Source organism: Leptospira sanjuanensis (genome assembly GCF_022267325.1).
In the GTDB taxonomy this organism is placed as follows: domain Bacteria; phylum Spirochaetota; class Leptospiria; order Leptospirales; family Leptospiraceae; genus Leptospira; species Leptospira sanjuanensis.
On sequence record NZ_JAIZBG010000001.1, the window covers coordinates 2,655,626 to 2,673,168 of the forward strand.

General features: G+C 46.0%; 14 protein-coding genes. 4 read left to right on the plus strand and 10 right to left on the minus strand.

The genetic code is table 11. The annotated features are described in order from the left end of the window. Positions 1 to 184 precede the first annotated feature (184 nt). Positions 185 to 727: a DUF1564 domain-containing protein gene (locus tag LFX25_RS12035; protein WP_238730456.1), complete on the plus strand. Its 543-nt coding sequence runs from the start codon at positions 185 to 187 to the stop codon at positions 725 to 727. Between the two features lie 255 nt (positions 728 to 982). Here LFX25_RS12035 and LFX25_RS12040 read toward each other — a convergent pair whose 3' ends face one another. Beyond that, positions 983 to 3,757, minus strand: a complete 2,775-nt coding sequence (locus LFX25_RS12040; RefSeq protein ID WP_238730457.1) for a chromosome segregation SMC family protein — start codon at positions 3,755 to 3,757, stop codon at positions 983 to 985. Between the two features lie 89 nt (positions 3,758 to 3,846). Here LFX25_RS12040 and LFX25_RS12045 point away from each other — a divergent pair, with 89 nt between their 5' ends. Beyond that, positions 3,847 to 5,709, plus strand: coding sequence for a motility associated factor glycosyltransferase family protein (locus LFX25_RS12045; protein ID WP_238730458.1), 1,863 nt, complete (start codon positions 3,847 to 3,849; stop codon positions 5,707 to 5,709). Between the two features lie 35 nt (positions 5,710 to 5,744). Here LFX25_RS12045 and LFX25_RS12050 read toward each other — a convergent pair whose 3' ends face one another. From LFX25_RS12050 to LFX25_RS12080, 7 genes are all read right to left on the minus strand, one after another. Beyond that, positions 5,745 to 6,104 (minus strand): hypothetical protein, encoded by a 360-nt coding sequence (locus LFX25_RS12050; RefSeq protein WP_238730459.1) that lies wholly within the window; start codon positions 6,102 to 6,104, stop codon positions 5,745 to 5,747. A gap of 116 nt (positions 6,105 to 6,220) precedes the next feature. Continuing rightward, positions 6,221 to 6,433: a hypothetical protein gene (locus LFX25_RS12055; protein ID WP_238730460.1), complete on the minus strand. Its 213-nt coding sequence runs from the start codon at positions 6,431 to 6,433 to the stop codon at positions 6,221 to 6,223. Positions 6,434 to 6,509: 76 nt separating this feature from the next. Beyond that, positions 6,510 to 7,346: a hypothetical protein gene (locus LFX25_RS12060; protein ID WP_238730461.1), complete on the minus strand. Its 837-nt coding sequence runs from the start codon at positions 7,344 to 7,346 to the stop codon at positions 6,510 to 6,512. After that, the gene (gene plsY, locus LFX25_RS12065) at positions 7,321 to 7,971 is read right to left on the minus strand and encodes a glycerol-3-phosphate 1-O-acyltransferase PlsY (protein WP_238730462.1); all 651 of its coding nucleotides are present in this window, start codon (positions 7,969 to 7,971) and stop codon (positions 7,321 to 7,323) included. The genes LFX25_RS12060 and plsY overlap by 26 nt, the downstream gene beginning before the upstream one ends. Further along, entirely contained in the window at positions 7,968 to 9,437 is a 1,470-nt protein-coding gene (der, locus tag LFX25_RS12070) for a ribosome biogenesis GTPase Der (RefSeq protein WP_238730463.1), read from the minus strand. Before der ends, plsY begins: the two co-directional genes overlap by 4 nt. 22 nt (positions 9,438 to 9,459) lie before the next feature. Continuing rightward, complete coding sequence (gene smpB / locus LFX25_RS12075) at positions 9,460 to 9,942, minus strand: SsrA-binding protein (RefSeq protein WP_238730464.1); 483 nt, start codon at positions 9,940 to 9,942, stop codon at positions 9,460 to 9,462. A gap of 122 nt (positions 9,943 to 10,064) precedes the next feature. Then, complete coding sequence (locus LFX25_RS12080) at positions 10,065 to 13,097, minus strand: AAA family ATPase (RefSeq protein ID WP_238730465.1); 3,033 nt, start codon at positions 13,095 to 13,097, stop codon at positions 10,065 to 10,067. A 159-nt stretch (positions 13,098 to 13,256) separates the two neighbouring features. Between LFX25_RS12080 and LFX25_RS12085 the strand changes: the two genes are divergently transcribed. Together LFX25_RS12085 and LFX25_RS12090 are read left to right on the plus strand one after the other, a co-directional pair. Beyond that, positions 13,257 to 14,369 carry a pyridoxal phosphate-dependent aminotransferase gene (locus LFX25_RS12085; RefSeq protein WP_238730466.1) on the plus strand — a complete coding sequence of 371 codons (1,113 nt, stop codon included), beginning with the start codon at positions 13,257 to 13,259 and terminating at the stop codon, positions 14,367 to 14,369. Next, entirely contained in the window at positions 14,353 to 15,198 is an 846-nt protein-coding gene (locus LFX25_RS12090; protein WP_238730467.1) for an A24 family peptidase, read from the plus strand. The genes LFX25_RS12085 and LFX25_RS12090 overlap by 17 nt, the downstream gene beginning before the upstream one ends. Before the next feature lie 233 nt (positions 15,199 to 15,431). Here LFX25_RS12090 and LFX25_RS12095 read toward each other — a convergent pair whose 3' ends face one another. Then, positions 15,432 to 15,812, minus strand: coding sequence for a hypothetical protein (locus tag LFX25_RS12095; protein ID WP_238730468.1), 381 nt, complete (start codon positions 15,810 to 15,812; stop codon positions 15,432 to 15,434). A 334-nt stretch (positions 15,813 to 16,146) separates the two neighbouring features. Next, complete coding sequence (locus LFX25_RS12100; protein WP_238730469.1) at positions 16,147 to 17,367, minus strand: hypothetical protein; 1,221 nt, start codon at positions 17,365 to 17,367, stop codon at positions 16,147 to 16,149. Positions 17,368 to 17,543 lie beyond the last annotated feature (176 nt).

A 17,543-nucleotide genomic window follows, 5' to 3' on the forward strand; every position in this document is an offset into this window, starting at 1 on the left:
CCGTCAAGAAGAGAAGATTGGAAGAAGAAATTGGAAGCAGTTTTCAATTTCGTTTGAAATTCTATTTTTCGTTTTAATTCGGTTAAAAAGAAGCGCTTCCGGCGCAGAGTTCGGATTTTGATGCGGTTTGATCTTTTTTTATTTTTTTCCCTCTCTGAATCGAGGACAGGGAACCGTACGAAACATGGCTGGCATTTATCTCGATATCGATCAGAAGATTCAATCCGTTTTGGTTTCATCCGAATCGAATGTGGAAACTCTCCTTTTCCAGGAAAGTTATCTCAATTCGCTAAGCACCGAACAACGAAAGGTTTTGCCGAAACGAATTCTTCCCTTGTTGCGTAAGTATCAAAAGTTCCTTCTTTCTAAACGGAGAATCAATCGAAATGCTCAGAAAACTTTATACCAAAGGAATGTCGGGAAATTAGTTCGTTTGAATATGAGAGTGAACACCGGAATTTGGGCAATCTTAGGTGTTATCGCCGCCGCTCATGGAGTGTCTCGATGTTTTTTAGTGAATTATATGATTTGGTTGGATGATTCCGGCGTCGGAGATTCTATCGAAGAAAAATTAAATGTGGGATCTCCCACCTTTCAAAACTCTTACAGTTACCTCTGGCACTTAGACCTACTTAACAATCGTATTACAAAAAGTCTTGAATTTCGGCCAAATCCGATTTGGTTCTTAACTTCGGAGGACATTCCGCCTCGATTTGGAGCAAAGTAAAAGCGATACATTTTTTAAAGAAAGTCAAGGTGTGGAAATACGGATCAAACAACGAACACAAGATTGATTGAGCCGAACAAAAAACGGAATAAGCGTCTCACAAAACGATTGCAGGTTCAGCAGCAAACTACAGCCACATCGAATCACATTCGCCGCTGAGAACTACGTGCAAGCAACACCATGCCGCAACGCGCGAAGGAATCGTTTTCGTTGCATTCGAATCGAAGAACCGCGGAAGCACCGCGGCTTACGAAGCTAAACGGCCGCTTCGGTGACTTTCTCCGCGATCGAAGCGGCTTCATCCAGCTTCAAAGAGAGAATTCTCGAGATCCCCGGTTCCTCGTTCGTCACTCCGAACAAAGAATTCGCGCGATTGATCGTGGATTGTGCGTGTGTAATCACGATAAACTGGGACTTATCCTTGAACTTATCCAGAATTTGGCAAAAGCGAAGTTTGTTCGCCTCGTCCAACGCCGCGTCGATCTCATCCAGAAAACAAAACGGAGAAGGTTTCACCATGTAAATCGCAAAAAGAAGCGCGATCGCGGTCATCGATTTTTCACCGCCCGACAATAAACGCAAGTTCTGAACATGTTTGCCCGGCGGCTCGGCCATAATTTCGATTCCGGCATTTAAACTATCTTCGTTCTCGGTGAGTTCCAACATCGCACGTCCGCCGTTGAACAAGGTGGAAAACGTTTCTTGAAAGTTCTCGCGAATCTTCTCAAAAGTTTCGCGGAATAATTTTTCCGATTCTTCGTTGATTCGATTGAGAACGTCTTCCACGTCCGCTTTGGATTTTTCGATATCCTCTTTTTGAACGCGATGGTGTTCGTAGATCTCCTTCACACTTCTATATTCTTCGATGGAAAGAGGGTTGATCGAACCGAGCATTTGGATATCGGACTTGAGTCTCTTCAGTTTGACTTCTTCTTTGGTTCGTTCCAAATTGCGGTTTTGAAACTCCGCGACGAGTTCTTGTTCCGAAATCGAATAATCGTTGTACAATTCTTCCGTAAAAGAATCGATCTGAACTTTCAAACCCGAAACGGTTCTTTCCTTTTCGGTCAACACAGGAATCAGATTTTTAAAATCGTCCTGATTCTTTTGAATATCGTGTTTGAGATTTTGAATCTCTTTTAAGATGTTCCGCAAGGATTCCTTTTCGGATTCGAGAGCGCGGCTCATGTCCAAGAATTCGTTGTAGCTCGACTCGATCTGCTGTTCGAGTTCGGAGACTTCTCGCTCAAATTCCTGCTTTTTGGAGATTACGTTCTGGATCGAATCTTTTGCGTTTTGAATTCTCTTTTCGATTTCTTCCTTGCGGAGCCCGATCGCCTTTGCGGCTTCCAATCTTGAATTTCGTTCGGAGCCGAGTTCCAAAACTTTTTTTTCTAAGAATACGGTTTGTTCCTTGTTGGCTTCCAGGTTTTCGCGCAAGGATTCTATCTTTAAACCGGAATCCTTAATGCTTCTTGTAAGATTTTCGTTATCCAAGATCAAGTCTTCGATCTGTTGATCCAACGTTTCTTTTCTGGATAAGAATCCGTCCCGATCGAAAAGAATATTACGGATCATATCTTCCAGGTGAACGAACTCTTCTAATTTCGATTGAACATCGCCTAAGTTCAGTTTTTCGAGAACGGAAGCGATCTTGGACTTTTCGGAAAGCTCCCAATTCTCCCGTAGCTCCGCAATCTCGCGGGAATATTCGGACATCTTAGAAAGAAGAAACTCTTTCAATTCCTTTCTTCTATTTTCCGTATCGATCGCTTCTTTCTTTCTGGATTCGAGTTGGCTGATCAACTCAAAGATGACTTCTTTGAGTTTTTCGCGAAGTTCGTTGTGGGCCTTATCGTTGGAAGCGATCTTGGATTCCTTTTCGACAACGGCCGCGTTCTCGTCTTCGATTTGTTTTTCCAGAACCAGCTTGGAATCCTTCAGCTTTTGGATCTCTTCCTGAAGAAGTTCGATTTCTCCTTCGAGTTCGGCGCATTCTTTCTGAATTCTTTCCAAATCGATGACGAGCAAACTCAAAGAAGATTCCTCTCCGTTCAAAGTTTCCGTCATCTCGGAGATTCTTTCCTCGTATTCGAGAATGATCTGTTTGTTCTTTTCGATCTTCTCTTTTTGAATCTTCGTTTGGGAAAGATGATCGTATAATTTCTTGTCGATTTCGGAAACGCGCTTTTCGATTTCCGATTTATCTTTTTCTAACACTTCGATCCGACCGGTTTCCTCGCTGATCGTATCGAGCAAGGTTTGATTCTTATCCTTGATGCCCTGCAGTTCCTCTTCCGAAGCTTTCAGCTTTTTGGTAAGAGTGGAGAATTTCAGATAACGAATGATTTTGTCTGTTTCGTCCAACTCCGCCTTGAGTTTGAAATAGGCTTCGGCTTTTTCGGCCTGCTTTTCCTTGACTTCCATTTCCTTCTTCATGGAATTCATGATGTCGTGGATGCGGAGAAGATTCTGTTTCGTGTCGTCCAGACGTTTCAACGCCTCTTGACGTTCCAGTTTGAATCTGGAAATTCCGGCGGCTTCTTCGAAGATCAGTCTTCGTTCTTCCGGCTTGGAATGAAGAATGCGGTCGACCTTTCCTTGTTCCATGATCGAGTAAGAAGACTTACCGATTCCCGTATCCATCAGAAGTTTTTCGATGTCCTTTCTTTGAACTCTGGAATCGTTGATGCAGTATTCGTTGTTGCCGTCCATGTAAAGACGGCGAGTCATCTTAACGGACGGATAATCCATCTTAATCAATCGGGAAGAATTATCGAAGATCACGGAAACTTCCGCATAACCCGCGGGCTTGCGCGCTTCGGAACCGTGAAAGATCACGTCGTCCATCTTGTCTCCGCGAAGTCCCTTCGCGGACTTTTCACCGAAGACCCATTTTACGGCGTCAACGATGTTCGACTTACCGCTGCCATTCGGTCCGACAACGGCGGTAAATCCCGGATCGAGAAGAATTTCGGTCTCGTCCGCGAACGTTTTGAATCCAACAATATTCAGACTTTTTAAATACATAGTTTTTGTGTTTTTCGTTTCCGATTGTTCCGGAAAGATGTTTCCAATTGACCAGATTTGGGCAGGGATTAGAATGCACCTGGGTTATTATGTCTCACAATCTCTCTGAAAAGACAAGAGAAATATTCGGGAAAAAGCCGTACTTATCTCTCTATTTCCAACGAGAACCCGACTCGAATTTACGATTCGCTCTGAAACCCGCTAAGAATCCGAAAGAGAGATTTTTAGAGTTGGATGGCCGCGCTCTTGCGAGCGCGGTGGCCCCTCTTACCCAAGCACAAAGAATTCTTCAGACGCAAAAAATAACACCGACCGATCTTGTCGCCGTCATCGGCCTCGGAAATCCGCATCTCATCGAAGAAGTTCACAGAAACATGGAGCCGGGACAGATTCTTCTTCTCGTGGACGAACATCCCGAACTCATCTTTCCTCTTTGGGAAGAAGTCCTCGAGCCCGTGATGGAAGTTCCGGGTCGACATTTGTTTTTAGGTCTTTCCGCGCTGGGTCTTCTATGGAATTATTTGGAATCTCTTCCGGTGGAACGCGTTTCGGGAATTCGCGTTTTTAGAAACGCGGCGAGCACTTCTCTCAACGAAGCCTATTACGGAGAATTGGAAATCAAGATCCGTAAAATTCTTTCCTCCAAGATGAGCGATCTTTTGACCAAGTTCGAGTTCGAAAGAATCTGGGTTCGCAATACGTTCGTCAACACCGCGAACTTTCCCGATCCGAACAATCGACGCACGCGAGTCGAACTCTTAAAGGAAAAATTCGCGAACACGCCGGCCATGCTCGTTTCCGCGGGACCGTCTCTTCGAAGTCAATGCGAATGGATTTCCAAAATCAGGGACAAGGTGTTTCTGTTTTCCTGCGACACTTCCCTCAAAGCCCTTTTAAAATTCGGAATCGTTCCTGACGGCGTAATCACCCTCGACGCGCAAACTCATTCTTTCTTTCATTTTATGGGAGCGGAATCGTCTAACGTTCCTTTGTTCGCAGACTTGGTGAGCTCGCCTTCGATCTTGCGTTCGCAGAAGTTCACCAAGATCGTTCATTCGTTAACCGCAAAATACATCGTCGACGCAAGCGGAGAGTTAAAACGGGAAGTCACCGCGGGCTCTAAAACCGCGGAAAAACTTTTGGGTCCGATCGGAGACATTCAATCCGGAGGAAGCGTCGCAACGACCGCGTTTGATCTTTTGAGGAACCTAGGCTGCCGTCCGATTTTTTTGGTCGGTCAGGATCTCGCGTATTCCGGAAGAGAAATCCATTCCACGGGAACGCATCACAACGAGAAATGGCTTACCTTGGTTCGCAGAACTCAAGGACTTGAAAAGATCAACGAGATGATCATCCGCAAACGGGACACGCGTCTGGTTCCTTCCGCGGGCGGCGGAGAAGTTTTGACCGATTACGTTTTGGATTTATACAGACATTGGTTCGAGGAATCGTTTAAAACCCTCGACTTTCCGGTTTACAACGTGAATGCGCGCGGCGCCAAAATCGAAAATTGTGAAAACGTTTCCTTGGAAGAAGCGGACAAAATTCTTTCTTCGTTTCCGAAACACGGTTATTACTGGAAAGAATTTATTCCCTGGAAGATCGACGTCGAAAACGAAAGCGGCAAATCGTCCGGCAAACCGGGTGAAATCAGCGTCGCGGCCGCGGAAGAATTCAGGTCCAACCTTCTCCAGAAAATCCAATCCGTCCTCAAGATCTTTTCCGATCCTTCCATCCGCGAAGAATCCTATGACGTTGTTCTTTCCCGATTTCGCTCGGAAATCGCGGAATGGGAAGACCTGAGATTTCTCGTCCGCAAAACGGAAATCTACATTCTCAGACACAGGGACACGTTAGACGAAATCAGAAAGAAAAATCTGTTGATCGGCGCCGTGTTAAAGGAATTCACCGGACTCAAACGAAAACTTCTCGCAGGCTCCCTCTCGAGTTGAAACCTAAAAAAGACTCGTGAGACGCGTCGTAGACTTTATTCGAACAACGTTTTTAGATAAAAGGGGAAAGTTAACGAACCCATTAAAACCCCGATTGCTCCCATCAGAAGAAAAGCAATACCGATCAGCCTTGCCAAAGGTTTCGGAACCGGAGAAGAAAAGAAGATGTGGGATATCTCCAATTCTCCGGAACGAATCAGATTGATGCCTAAGGTCGTGGAAAGGAAAAGACCTCCGGAAAAAAGAAGAACGCTTACGAATACCGGAACGAAATGTCGTTCAATCCAGGCGTTTTGCAAACCCGGCACATACAGATAAACCAGCAGAAGCACAAATTGTGTGATCGCAATGGAAACGGAAATTTTGCCGATCTTTTCAAGTCTTTCGTAGTTCAAGGGAAGAACCTCGGTATATCAATCGATTCGATCGGATAACCGAGGAAATCGCATTTTTTGCGGAAAAAAGTTCGATTCCCGAATCGGCCGAAGTCGCACTTTTTTTGTTAAGCGAATTAGGCGTTTAAATCGATTAGATAACCGCGGCGGATCGCTTGATCGTCCGTATTGACTCCGACCTTGGCCATGTTTCTCGCGCCGGAATTTACGTTTTCCATTTCGGAAAGCGGATGAAGCCGATCGGGCATATTTCGAATCGTAAACTCGGACTTGGAAAACTGTCTGGCGCCCGTGGAACTCTGAAGAGCGTAATTGATTTCTTTCATCATAACTGCGAATTTCCTTTTTTCCGTTCAATAGAACCGCAAATTTAGAACTTTGTAAAGCAGAATTGGAACGCTTCTTTTACAAACCGTCAAAATTGAAATTGGATGTATCCTCTTCCGTTTCCGATTCTTCCGAATGCGATCCGTCCGATCCCGGATGAGAATCGTAACCCGGATCGTATTGAAAATCTCCGTGCGATTCCCGAGCGTGTTTTTTCTGAGCGACCGCGGGCTCGTCTTCGGATACGAACGCGCTTTCCTGTTTCGGTAATTCGAGTTCCGGTTCCCCTTCCTCTTTCATTTTCATCAAAAGGGAGAATCCCTTCGGCTCTTTAACGAACTCGGGAAAGTATTCGTAAAACAATTTTGCGGATACGACTCTGAATTTGTACGGATACGCTTTCTTGTATGTTTCGGAAGGTTCGACGTCGGGAAGCTGCTGGAACCCGATCCGATCCTCGAAATCGTTGAATTCCTGTTTGGTGAAGACCGGCATTCTTTCCGTGATCAGATCTTTTAGAATGATCCAATCCAATTTGAACCGCATCCGATACCCCTGAAACGCGGAGGATCTCTGAATCAGGTTGACGAGTCTTTTTAAAGGATAATCCCTCTTTGCGTACGGCGTCAGATAAATAAGAAGATATCTCTGCGAAAATCCGAGAGGTTCCCAGACGCGTTCCGGATATAATTTTCCTTCCTCCGATTTCAGGTCGTCGATGATCGATTGTAACTCGGGAACGATTTCTGTCTGTTCCGTATAGAATTCCTGTTTTTCGATTTCGCCGAATTCTCCATAGTAAAGCCATTTGTATAGGTCGGCTATTTCAAAGACGGGGTGATAGATTAAGAATCGATCGAGGAATTCGATCTTTTCTTCGCGGGTTTTGTTATCGTCGATTTCTCTCTGAATCATCGCTTGGATCCTCGTCTTTGACCGCGAACAACTCGGACTGATTTAAAATCCGAAGGATATTCTCCCGATGCGTTAATATGATTCCGAAAGAGATGAAGATCATTGTCCCCAAAACCCAATACGAAATTTCTTCGTGCAAAAGAAGAACCGAGGAAAAAGCATAAACGAGAGGAAGCGTAAGGGAAGCAAAAATTGATCCCAAAGAAACGAATTTAAAAAATTTATAAACCGCCAAAAAAACCAAGACCGCGCCCAAACAGGCGATCGGAGTCAAAACCAAAAATACGCCTAACGTAGTCGCTACGCCCTTCCCGCCGCGAAACCCGAGAAAGGGAGAAAACATGTGACCCGTTACGGAAAGAACTCCGCAGGCCAACTGAAACGGAATCCCGCCCTCGGGCACAAAGACACCCGCAAGATATACGGGCAACATTCCCTTTGCCACGTCGAGAAGCAGCACGGGAAATCCGAACTTCCATCCGACGAGTCGGCCCACGTTCGTGGCTCCGATGTTCTTACTTCCGAATTTGCGGATATCCATTCCCGCAAACCGAAGAGCGATCCAATATCCGAACGGGATCGAACCCGCTCCAAAACTGAGCAAAGTAAAAATCGCGTAGTTCATTTTCGATCCGATCGAAACTCCAGTCGAACCGGGATTCCCTGCAACTCGTAGGTTTCGGTGAGTTTCTTTTTGAGAAAGGAAACTAGATTGGATTTAAAGTATTCCACGTGGTTTACGAACAGAATCAAATGAAACGGAGAAGTCGAAACCTGAGTGCAATAGAGCATCTTCGGCGGTTGATGCGCGGAAAAGGATCTTCCCGCCTGTCCCATCCACAACTTTAGATTTTTATTGAGTTCGGAAGTGCTTACCTTTCTGTGCGATCTAGACGCGAGATCGAAGGAAAGATCCATGAGTTTTTGAACCCGCAGCCTTTCGGTCGCGCTGATCGTGATGATAGGCACTTCGCTTAACAAAGGAAAACGGCTGTAGAGTTTTTCCTTGTATTCCTTGAAGGTTTTATCGGTCTTATCCTCGATGGAATCCCATTTGTTGACCGCGATCAGGAACGGTTTTCCTTTTTCCTGCAAAAGCGCCGTGATCTTTTTATCGAAATCCCCGAATCCTTTCTGAGCGTCCAAGAGATGGATTACGAGATCGCTGGATTCGATGGACTTTAAGGTTCTCTGATACGAATAAAATTCCAGGGCTTCGGCGGATTTGCTTCCTTTTCGGATTCCGGCTGTATCGGTCAAAAGCAGACGTCTATCACCGAATTCTAATAAAGTGTCCACGGAATCCCGAGTCGTTCCGGCCACGTCGCTCACGACCGCGCGTTCGTAACCGCAAATCGCGTTCAAAAGACTGGATTTTCCCGAGTTCGGTTTTCCCACGATCGCGAGACGGAACTCGTAGTCTTCTTCCGCGAGAGGAAGAGGTTGTGCGTCCTTCTTTTTGGAAGCAGAGATTTTTTCGATCCAGACCTTACCCGGTTTATCGCTTAAGAAAAACTTAATTTTCTCAAGTAGAAGTCCTAGATTTTTTCGGCCGATCGCGGATATGGGAAGAACTTCCGCCAACCCCATCCGGTAGAATTCCTCGAGATCGAACTCGTCGAGTTCCTTGTCCGCTTTGTTGACGCAGTAGATGATCGGTTTGTTCGCGACGGACGGTTCCCTTCTCAAGTAGCCGAGAAGACTGTGGTCGGCGGCCGTGATCAGATTCTTATCCAGAAGAAAGATGATGACGTCCGATTCCTTCAACTGTCTATAAGCCGCTTCTAATATGGATTGCGAAAGAGTGTCCGGATTTTCGATGTCGAGTCCGGGGGTGTCGCAGAGATAAAAATCGAGATCCTTTTCTTCCTGATAGATTCTCGCGGAAAGAACGTCGCGCGTGACGCCGGGGTAATCCTCGGTAATCGCGAGTTTCTTTTTCAAAAGGGAATTGAAGAGCGTGGACTTACCGACGTTCTGACGGCCTACGATCGAAACGACCGGAATTTTTTCTCCGGGTTCTTTGCGGGGAGCTTTTACCGGAACGACTTCGTCCGATTCTGCGGTTTCTTTTTTTCCGGCTTTAGCCATTGGGTCCTAACTTTGTCGCGACTCATTCGTAGCGATTGGATGATTTCATTGCGCGCGCGATTTCCTGCTGCGCGTCTTTTTTCTGCATGTCGTCGCGTTTATCGTGAAGCTTTTTCGGTTTTGCGACGGCGATTTCCACTTTCACGCGATGGTTTTTCTTAAAATATACTTTGGTTGCGACCAGTACTAGACCTTTCTCTTTTACCTGACGATCCAGCTTTTCGATTTCCTTCTTATGAAGAAGCAGTTTTCTCGGACGGATTTCGGGATGATTGGCGTAACCTCCGTTTTTATACGGGGTGATGGAAAAGTTTTCCAGAAAGACTTCTCCGTTTTTGATCTTGGCGAACGCGTCTGTGAGATTTCCCTTTTTTTCGCGGAGACTTTTTACTTCGGATCCGGACAAAACGATCCCCGCTTCGAGGAATGAAATCAACTCGAAGTTGAACTTGGCCTTTTTGTTGACCAACGGAGTATGTCCGGATTCTTCTTTTTTGTCTGCCATCTTACTTTTTAAACCGACTTCGTGGCCGGTCCTTCTATTTCCCTGCGATCGCCGAAAAATTCAAAATCGATCGTTCGAACGGCCGCTTCGTTTCAAAAATCCGTCGTTCAGAAACCGGTCGTTCAATTTCTCATGCTATGATTCGTGAGAATCAATCTTCCCAGTTCCGTTCCGATCAGATTCGGCATATTGTAAAAATTGTCCGAAGTGATCTGAATGGAATCCTGGAACAGATGTTCCGCGATGTATCTTCTTCCGAGTCCGACTCCGAGGAAGACGTAGTTCCGATTTTGATTCTTTAAAATTTCGGCGTGGAGTTTGCGGTTGTCCCGGGAATTGATTTCGTCGGAAACTTCCGCCTTTCCTCTTTGCCCCCGAAAATCGGAGATCATTACCACGATTTTCGTCTGTGCCTCCGGCGAAAAGTACGATTCTACTTTTTCGAGAAGCTGATATTCCTCGACGGAATCGCCTTGCCAATCGGTTCGAAGATAATTGAACATCTCCTCTTCCTTGGCTTCGTTGTATTCCTCGTCCAGACGTTTGATCGGAATCAGATCGATCCGATCCTTTTTGTTGTTTCGGTCCGAATATGCGTGAATGGAAAAATCCACCTCGTGTTCGTTGAGAATATACGCCGAAGACAACATCGCAGAAATCACCGCGACCGCGTATTCGAAGTTGAAGATCCTTCTGGATTTGGAAACGAGAAAGGCGACTTCCACACCTTTGAGTTTTTCCTCGTTCTTATCGATGATCGTACGATCGAAAACTTTCGAGTCCCCTCTTCCGGATAAGAATGAAATATATTTCCGAGTGTCGATCCGGTTCCCTTCGGTGCGATACATTCTCGTGATATCGATTTCCGGATCGAAAAGACGATCGAGGTTGAGTTCGATATCCTCGAGACTTTGTCCGAAAACTTCTTTGAATTCCTTCAAAGAAACTTGGATCGTGTATTCCCAGAGGATCTTTCGTTTGGCAAGAAATTGTTTATAAAGTTCTTCCGTGCGGTAGCCCCAAGCGCCGCCTCCGCCCGCCGGTTCGCCTTGTCCCTTGTTGCCGCGCGTGTCTTGTCCGTACCAGGCGTCCGCGCCTTCCTTCATCTGACCGCCGGTTTCCGGCGTATCGATTTCGATTCCTCGTTTGAGAGGATTGCCCGAGTTGAGAAGTTTGGCCTTTCCGGTCAGCGCTTCTCTTTTGTGAAGTTCGGGATTCCACCAACGTTTCTTTTCAATTTCGGTGGCCGTTGTCAGAGTTTTTTTTTTCTTATCCTCAAGAACCTTGAAGAAATCCGATTCGACTTCGATGCCGGACATTTGGAAATCCAAAATCTTTTCGAGTTCTATTCTTTCTTTCGGATCGGCAATCTGATTCGTATAAGCGATCTTGCCGCCCCGCACCGCGGTTTCTTTCAGACCTGCCTCGCCTCCGCCCGCGTCCGCATAACGCAGGATATGATCCTTCCAAAAAAGAAGATTGGAAAGTCCGAACAGATACGGCAGCAGATTGGCGGAACCGATCGTTCTTTTTTTCGCGAGATCGCGGATCTTCAGGTGGAAGTTCACCATTCTCAGGATAAGGCTGTTGCCCGGAAGATAAAAGGAAAGAATTTCGGTTAACGTGGATTCGTCTTCGAGATCGGGAAACAACACGCTCGTAAAACGGTTTCTGAACGCTCTCGAAATCGTCGCGGTGGATTTGGATTTACGGAAGAGTTTCAACGCGAAGATGCGCGAATCGTCCGTAAGCTGCACGGGATCGTTGTTCCCGCTTTCGGGCGGTAGCGTAAGAGAACGCGCGTCGTCCGTTAGCATATTCAATTTTTCCACGAGTTCCGCACCCGCAGCTTCTAAGTTTGTGATGAGAATGTTTCCGCCTTCTCGGATTCCTCTCGTGAGCGGACCGTCCACCCAATCCACTTTGGAACCGTCGATCGGTTTCAAAGCTCCGATGATATCGGATGTATGGATTCCCTTGCAAAGACTCACCGTTTCCAGCGGCAAACCCGAAATCTCGGTGAACAAAGGAAGAAGGATCTGCGGGTCCTGTTCCTCCGAATATTCGATCAAAACGTTTTCCTGAAACTGAACCGCGGTGAAGATCTTCTCGGAGAATTCGCGGAGTTTCAAAGGCATAGGCACTTCGTTTAACAATTGCTTCGCCTTGTTTTCATCGCGGATTGCGATCGCCTTATCGTTGCAGTATAGGAATCCTTTGTGGACTTGAAAGCTCGGTTCCGGAAGTTCGGGCGCCACCTTCAAACCGGATTCGTTTAACAAAAGTTCGATCTGAAGATCGCGGTCCTCTTTTTTGCGGAACGGTTCCACATAGAAGTTCCAGAATTCGCGGAACTGAAGTTCGCTCGTATCCGCCTTTAAACCTAAGAGACGGTTGCAGAGTTTTTTCAAATTCCGAATGTTGAAATGATATTTTTCCAGATCGCCCTTTCCGAGTTTGCCTGTAACGACTCTGGATTCCGTTTCCATCGAAATCCGAATGCAGGATTGAAGCAAAGATTCGCTCAAAGCGGGATAGAGTTTCTTTAAGATAAAAAGAATTTCGTCCGGAGTATGTTGGTCGATGAACACTACCGAGAAAAAACGCGTGATGTCGAACGGAAGCGGTTTTCTTCCTTCAAAACCTTCGGACGGGTTTTGTGTTCCGATAAAATTGAAACCTTCTCCGCAGGAAATCCGGGAACCGTTTCCTTCGATTAACTCCAAATAGGCGGACTCGTAAACGGTGGAGAATCGTTTGATGATATGCGGCGGACAAAGATTCATCTCGTCCGCGACAAAACTGTGACCGGAACGGATCGCGGAAGTAAGAGGCCCGTCCGACCAAGCAAACCCTCTACCGTCCATGAGAATCCGATACGAACCGATCAAGTCCTCGGGAAGAGTGTCTTCGTTGAAACTGAATCTTGCGGTCGGATGTTTTCTCTTATAGTTGATGTAATAGATCAGAGCGTTTTTACCCACGCCCGCATCTCCCACGAGAAGCACGGGTTTGCCTTCGAGCAAAGGGTAAAGAATATTGGATAAATTGCGAACGGTCGAATCCGTCTCAACGAGATCGGAACCGAGGTTTCCGGGATTGATACCGGATTTCGAAACGGGAACATTGAGTCCGGCGATTTTTACGGTTTCCATAACTCAAAGTTCACCCCCTCGAATCCTCTGGCAACCTCAATTCCTTCCAAACTGTAACTTGAATGGTTTGACATTCAAACTAACTTTTCGAGAAGATTCTTTTTTAGAAAGAAGTTTTGCAGTGGTTCTCTCGAACAGAAATTTCAAAAAGGATGTAGTATGAGTCAGAGTACGTTAGAATATGTTTTAGCCAATCGTATCCAAGGACTGGATACTTCCGCCATCCGCAAAGCCTTCGAGCTCGCGGGAACGTTGAAAAATCCGATCAATCTTTCCATCGGTCAACCGCACTTTCCTTGTCCTCCGAACATCATCGAAGCCGGTTGTAAGGCTTTGAAAGACGGAAAAACCGCTTATACTCTTACCGGAGGAATTCCGGAACTAAAGAGCGCTCTCGCTGAAAAATACAAAAGCGTGAACGGGATTTCGTACGCGACTCCCGAAAGAATTCTCGTCACTTCCGGAATCAGCTCCGCATTCTTACTTCTGTTTAACGCGTTGTTAAACGAAGGAGACGAATGCCTCGTCGTCACTCCGCACTTCCTGATGTATCCGGCTTACATCAAAATCTACGGAGGAAAGATGAACTCTGTTCACGAATCCTTCGAACCCGAAGATCTCAAAGAATTCTCGAATAAAAAACTAAAGATCATCATCTATTCTTCTCCTTCCAATCCTACCGGAAAAATTCTTTCCCGAAAACAATTGGAGGCGCTCGCCGATCTCGCGGAAAAAACGGGAGCGTATCTGATTTCGGACGAGATCTACGAACTGTTCGACTACGATAAGAAGTTCATATCCGCGGGTTCCTTTTACGAAAAGGCGATCACCCTTTCCGGTTTTTCCAAAACCTACAGCATGACGGGACTTCGTTTGTCCTCGATTCTCGCTCCGGAACCCATTACAAAAGCGTTAACTACTCTCCAGCAATACACGTTGGTCTGCGCTCCTTCGGTCACACAGTGGATGGGGCTCGAGGCCTTGAAGACGGATATGAGTTCTTATATCGCGGACTACAAAGAAAAACGCGACTTCGTCTACGAATCGTTGAAGGATCGTTACGAGACGGCCAAAAGCGAAGGAGCGTTTTACTTCTTCATCAAGATCAAGGAGAAGGACGACGATTTTATCGTAAGAGCGGTCAAGGAAAAGGAATTGATTTTGGTTCCGGGTTACATCTTCACCGAATCCAAAAATTACATCCGAATCAGCTTCGCTTCCGAATGGGAAAATCTCAAACGGGGAATCTCCGCTCTTGTCGAGCTTGCCTGATTTTCTTTTTTGGATCGTTTTGAGTTTCGGAAGTTTAGGGGCGGCTTCCTTGGGAAGTTTTTACGTGACCCTAGGCTTTCGAATCCTCGACGTTTACTACGGCAAACGTAGAAAATCCCTTTCGTTTTCCCAAAAATGGAAGCGGATTTTCACACACCCGAGTTCCTGCGATCATTGCGGAAAAGAAATCCGTTATCCGCAACTCCTTCCCGTGATCGGATATTTTATCTCGCAAGGTAAATGCAAGTTTTGTAATGGAAGAATCCGTTTTCTTTTTCCGTCGATCGAATTCGGTTTCGTATGCGTCTTTCTATTCTGTTTTTCTTTGACACGCAATCCCGCGTTCAGCTTCGTGTTTTTATTTTTATGCGGACATCTTTTGATATCCTGTCTTACGGATGCCTATCATTTCTCTTTGGATTACGAAAATCTTCCGTGGATTCTATCGTTCGGTCTTTTATCCGCGTTTTTGTTAACCGAAAAACTTCCCGGCATGAACGAACTCTACGTTTTCGGCGGATTCTTTCTTGCGTTTTTGCTTTTGTTTTTTTTCTTTCCGGGCGGAATAGGATTCGGAGACGTTTTGTTCGCTCCGGTCTACGCGCTCATCGCAGGCCATCCCTGGTGGATGTTCTTTTTAAACGCTTCTTACATCCCCGCGGTTTTATTTACGATCGTATTGCGTGAAAGAGGAAAGAGTCTGCGTAAGGCTCCCATCCCGATGGGTTTGTATTTCGGGATCGGTTTGGTTTTGACTTTTTTGAGCAGAATTCTATTCGATTCGAAACTTCTTGCATTTACTATATTTTCAGAATATTCAGAAAACTGAATCCACAAATTCAAACACCTTCGTAACGACGATCCCTGAAAAAACTTTCAGGCCGCGTCCGGCGTCGCCGGACCGGGTTTCAACTCAATGTTGCTCCGTACGGTTGCAACATAATACTTCGGTCAAGTTATTGCGCGATTGTCGGATCGGAATGCCGCACAAATCGAGTCGAAAAAGGCAATAACTTGACACCACATCGGTCCCTCGCGGTTCTTTTTTCGAAAACCGACGGATCAAACCGGATAAAACGCGAGACCCGCAAAAAACAATAACAGCCAAAATCCGGTTTCGATCGTTTCGCTGAGCGGTTGGATCCTGCGAATTCCGCCGTACGCGTGAACCAACACCATCAAACCGAAACATCCGAGCAGAATGTTAAAATAAAACGGCTGAACGCCGCGATTTCCGGCCGCCACAAACCCCATATAACAAAGAACGCACAGAACACTGGCAAGACAACGTCCGTAATACGTGGACAAATTGCTTTGACCGGGAATTTCCCATCCTAATGTCGCAGCCCAGCGAAGAGGCGCCAAAAACATCGGCAAAGCAAACGCAAAAAACGTTCCCGCCACGAGAACATACAAAAACCAACTCGATTGTGATCCCCACATTCCAAACATATCCGACCTTCTCCAAAAATAATTTAGGATGCGATCTATAAATCGGAATGCGATCGCATCGTTAAACAACCCTTCGCCCCGTATCGCAAAAGGTTACTGAATCAGAAGGAATTTCTTTTCGAACGTTAAAATGTTCTCGAATCGGAAAATTGCGATCTGTAAATTGAATTCATATTTTTGAATGTATTTTTTGAAGAATTTTTGTAACCTTTTGAAAATCGGTTCGATCGTCAAAGGCGGCTCGGCCGCCGTTTTCGATCCGACGAAAAAACAGGAACATCCGGCTTTTTCGAAGCGATAACCGGATTTTATTCGTGTATCTTCTTCAAAAATAAACGACCCTTAAATCCGTGCCGCCGTGGGTCACATGAATCGTGTCGGTTTTGATTCCCATGTTTCGGATCAGAATCGACCAAGAAGCCTCGTCCGGACAAAGCACAAACCCGCTGATCTCGCAGGGAAGTTCCCACCAATGAGTCAGACGTTCACCCAATCTTTTATAAAAACTTGCTAAAGAACCCGTTTCCATACGCAAACCGTACGGAGGATTGAGAGGCATCCATATCCGCTTCGGTCCGCCGATCGATTCCCAAACCGTTTTAGGAGACAATAAGAAAAAATCGCCTTCGTTTTTGGAAAATCGGATCGAATCGGTATATCCGGATCCTTTTAGAAAATCATGATATACATCCATTCGTTTTTCCGAATATACGAAGGTTTCGCGGTTGAGCTCGTTCCACCAGACACCGATCGAACCTACTCCGCCGTTGTTTAGAATCTTCTTTTTCAAGAATTCCCAAGTCGCCTCGGGAAATTCCTCCATTTCCTGAAACAGATACGTTCTGGAATAATGCGGAAAACCGATTCCCAAAATGGAATCCACCGATTCGCGGATCAAGGTTCCCGTCCCTGCAAACGGAACGAAGACCGCGTCCGGGTTGGGAAGAATTTTATGCATTCGTTGTATTAGAAATCTTGCAAGATCTTCGCGGATCGGCGCCGATTTTGCCAGAGGTTTAAAACTTCCGCGTTGATTTAAGGGTTCGCCCGAAAGACTGATGTTCAAAATGATCTCGTCTTCCAAAAGAAGCGCGCTGAGTTCCGTCGTTTTTTCCGCAGAATCGGCGGAGATTACGGCGGTTTCCCAAAGTCGGTTTAAATCCTCGGTCGTCCAATCGGTTTCTCCCTTGATTTGAGGACGAAAGCGAAGACCCCAATCTTCCGGAAGAATTTTCGATTTTCGCAGCGCGGTTTCGAACTCTTGAAAGGAAAAGGAACGTTTGAACGGAACCATTCCCAAATTTAAACGGAAATCGCGAACCCAAGGAATTCTTACCAATAGTTCGAGCGCTTGGCGGAAGTTCGCGTTTTCCAAAAGAATCTTTCCGGGAAGAGTTTTTAAAAACGGAACCTGAGTTTTGGGAAGATACGAATCGGAAACGATCTTCTTCGCGATTTGTTCCGTTTCTTTGGAGGAACCGGTGGGCAACAGATATTCCCATCGTCTCGGTTGTCCCGCTTTGAACTTGGGAAACTTCCAGTGCATAAACGTAGAATCGGAGACAGGACTTTTAAAGCCTATCGCAAAAAGTTTCCCGCGTTAATTTACGGCGAGTCCCGAAATTAAAAATACTTCGGTAAAAAGACAAGCCGCAAGGTTCGGCCCCTGCGATTCACAGGCAGCAGTGTCATTGAGCTTTCCGGGGGACGGATTCTTATGCG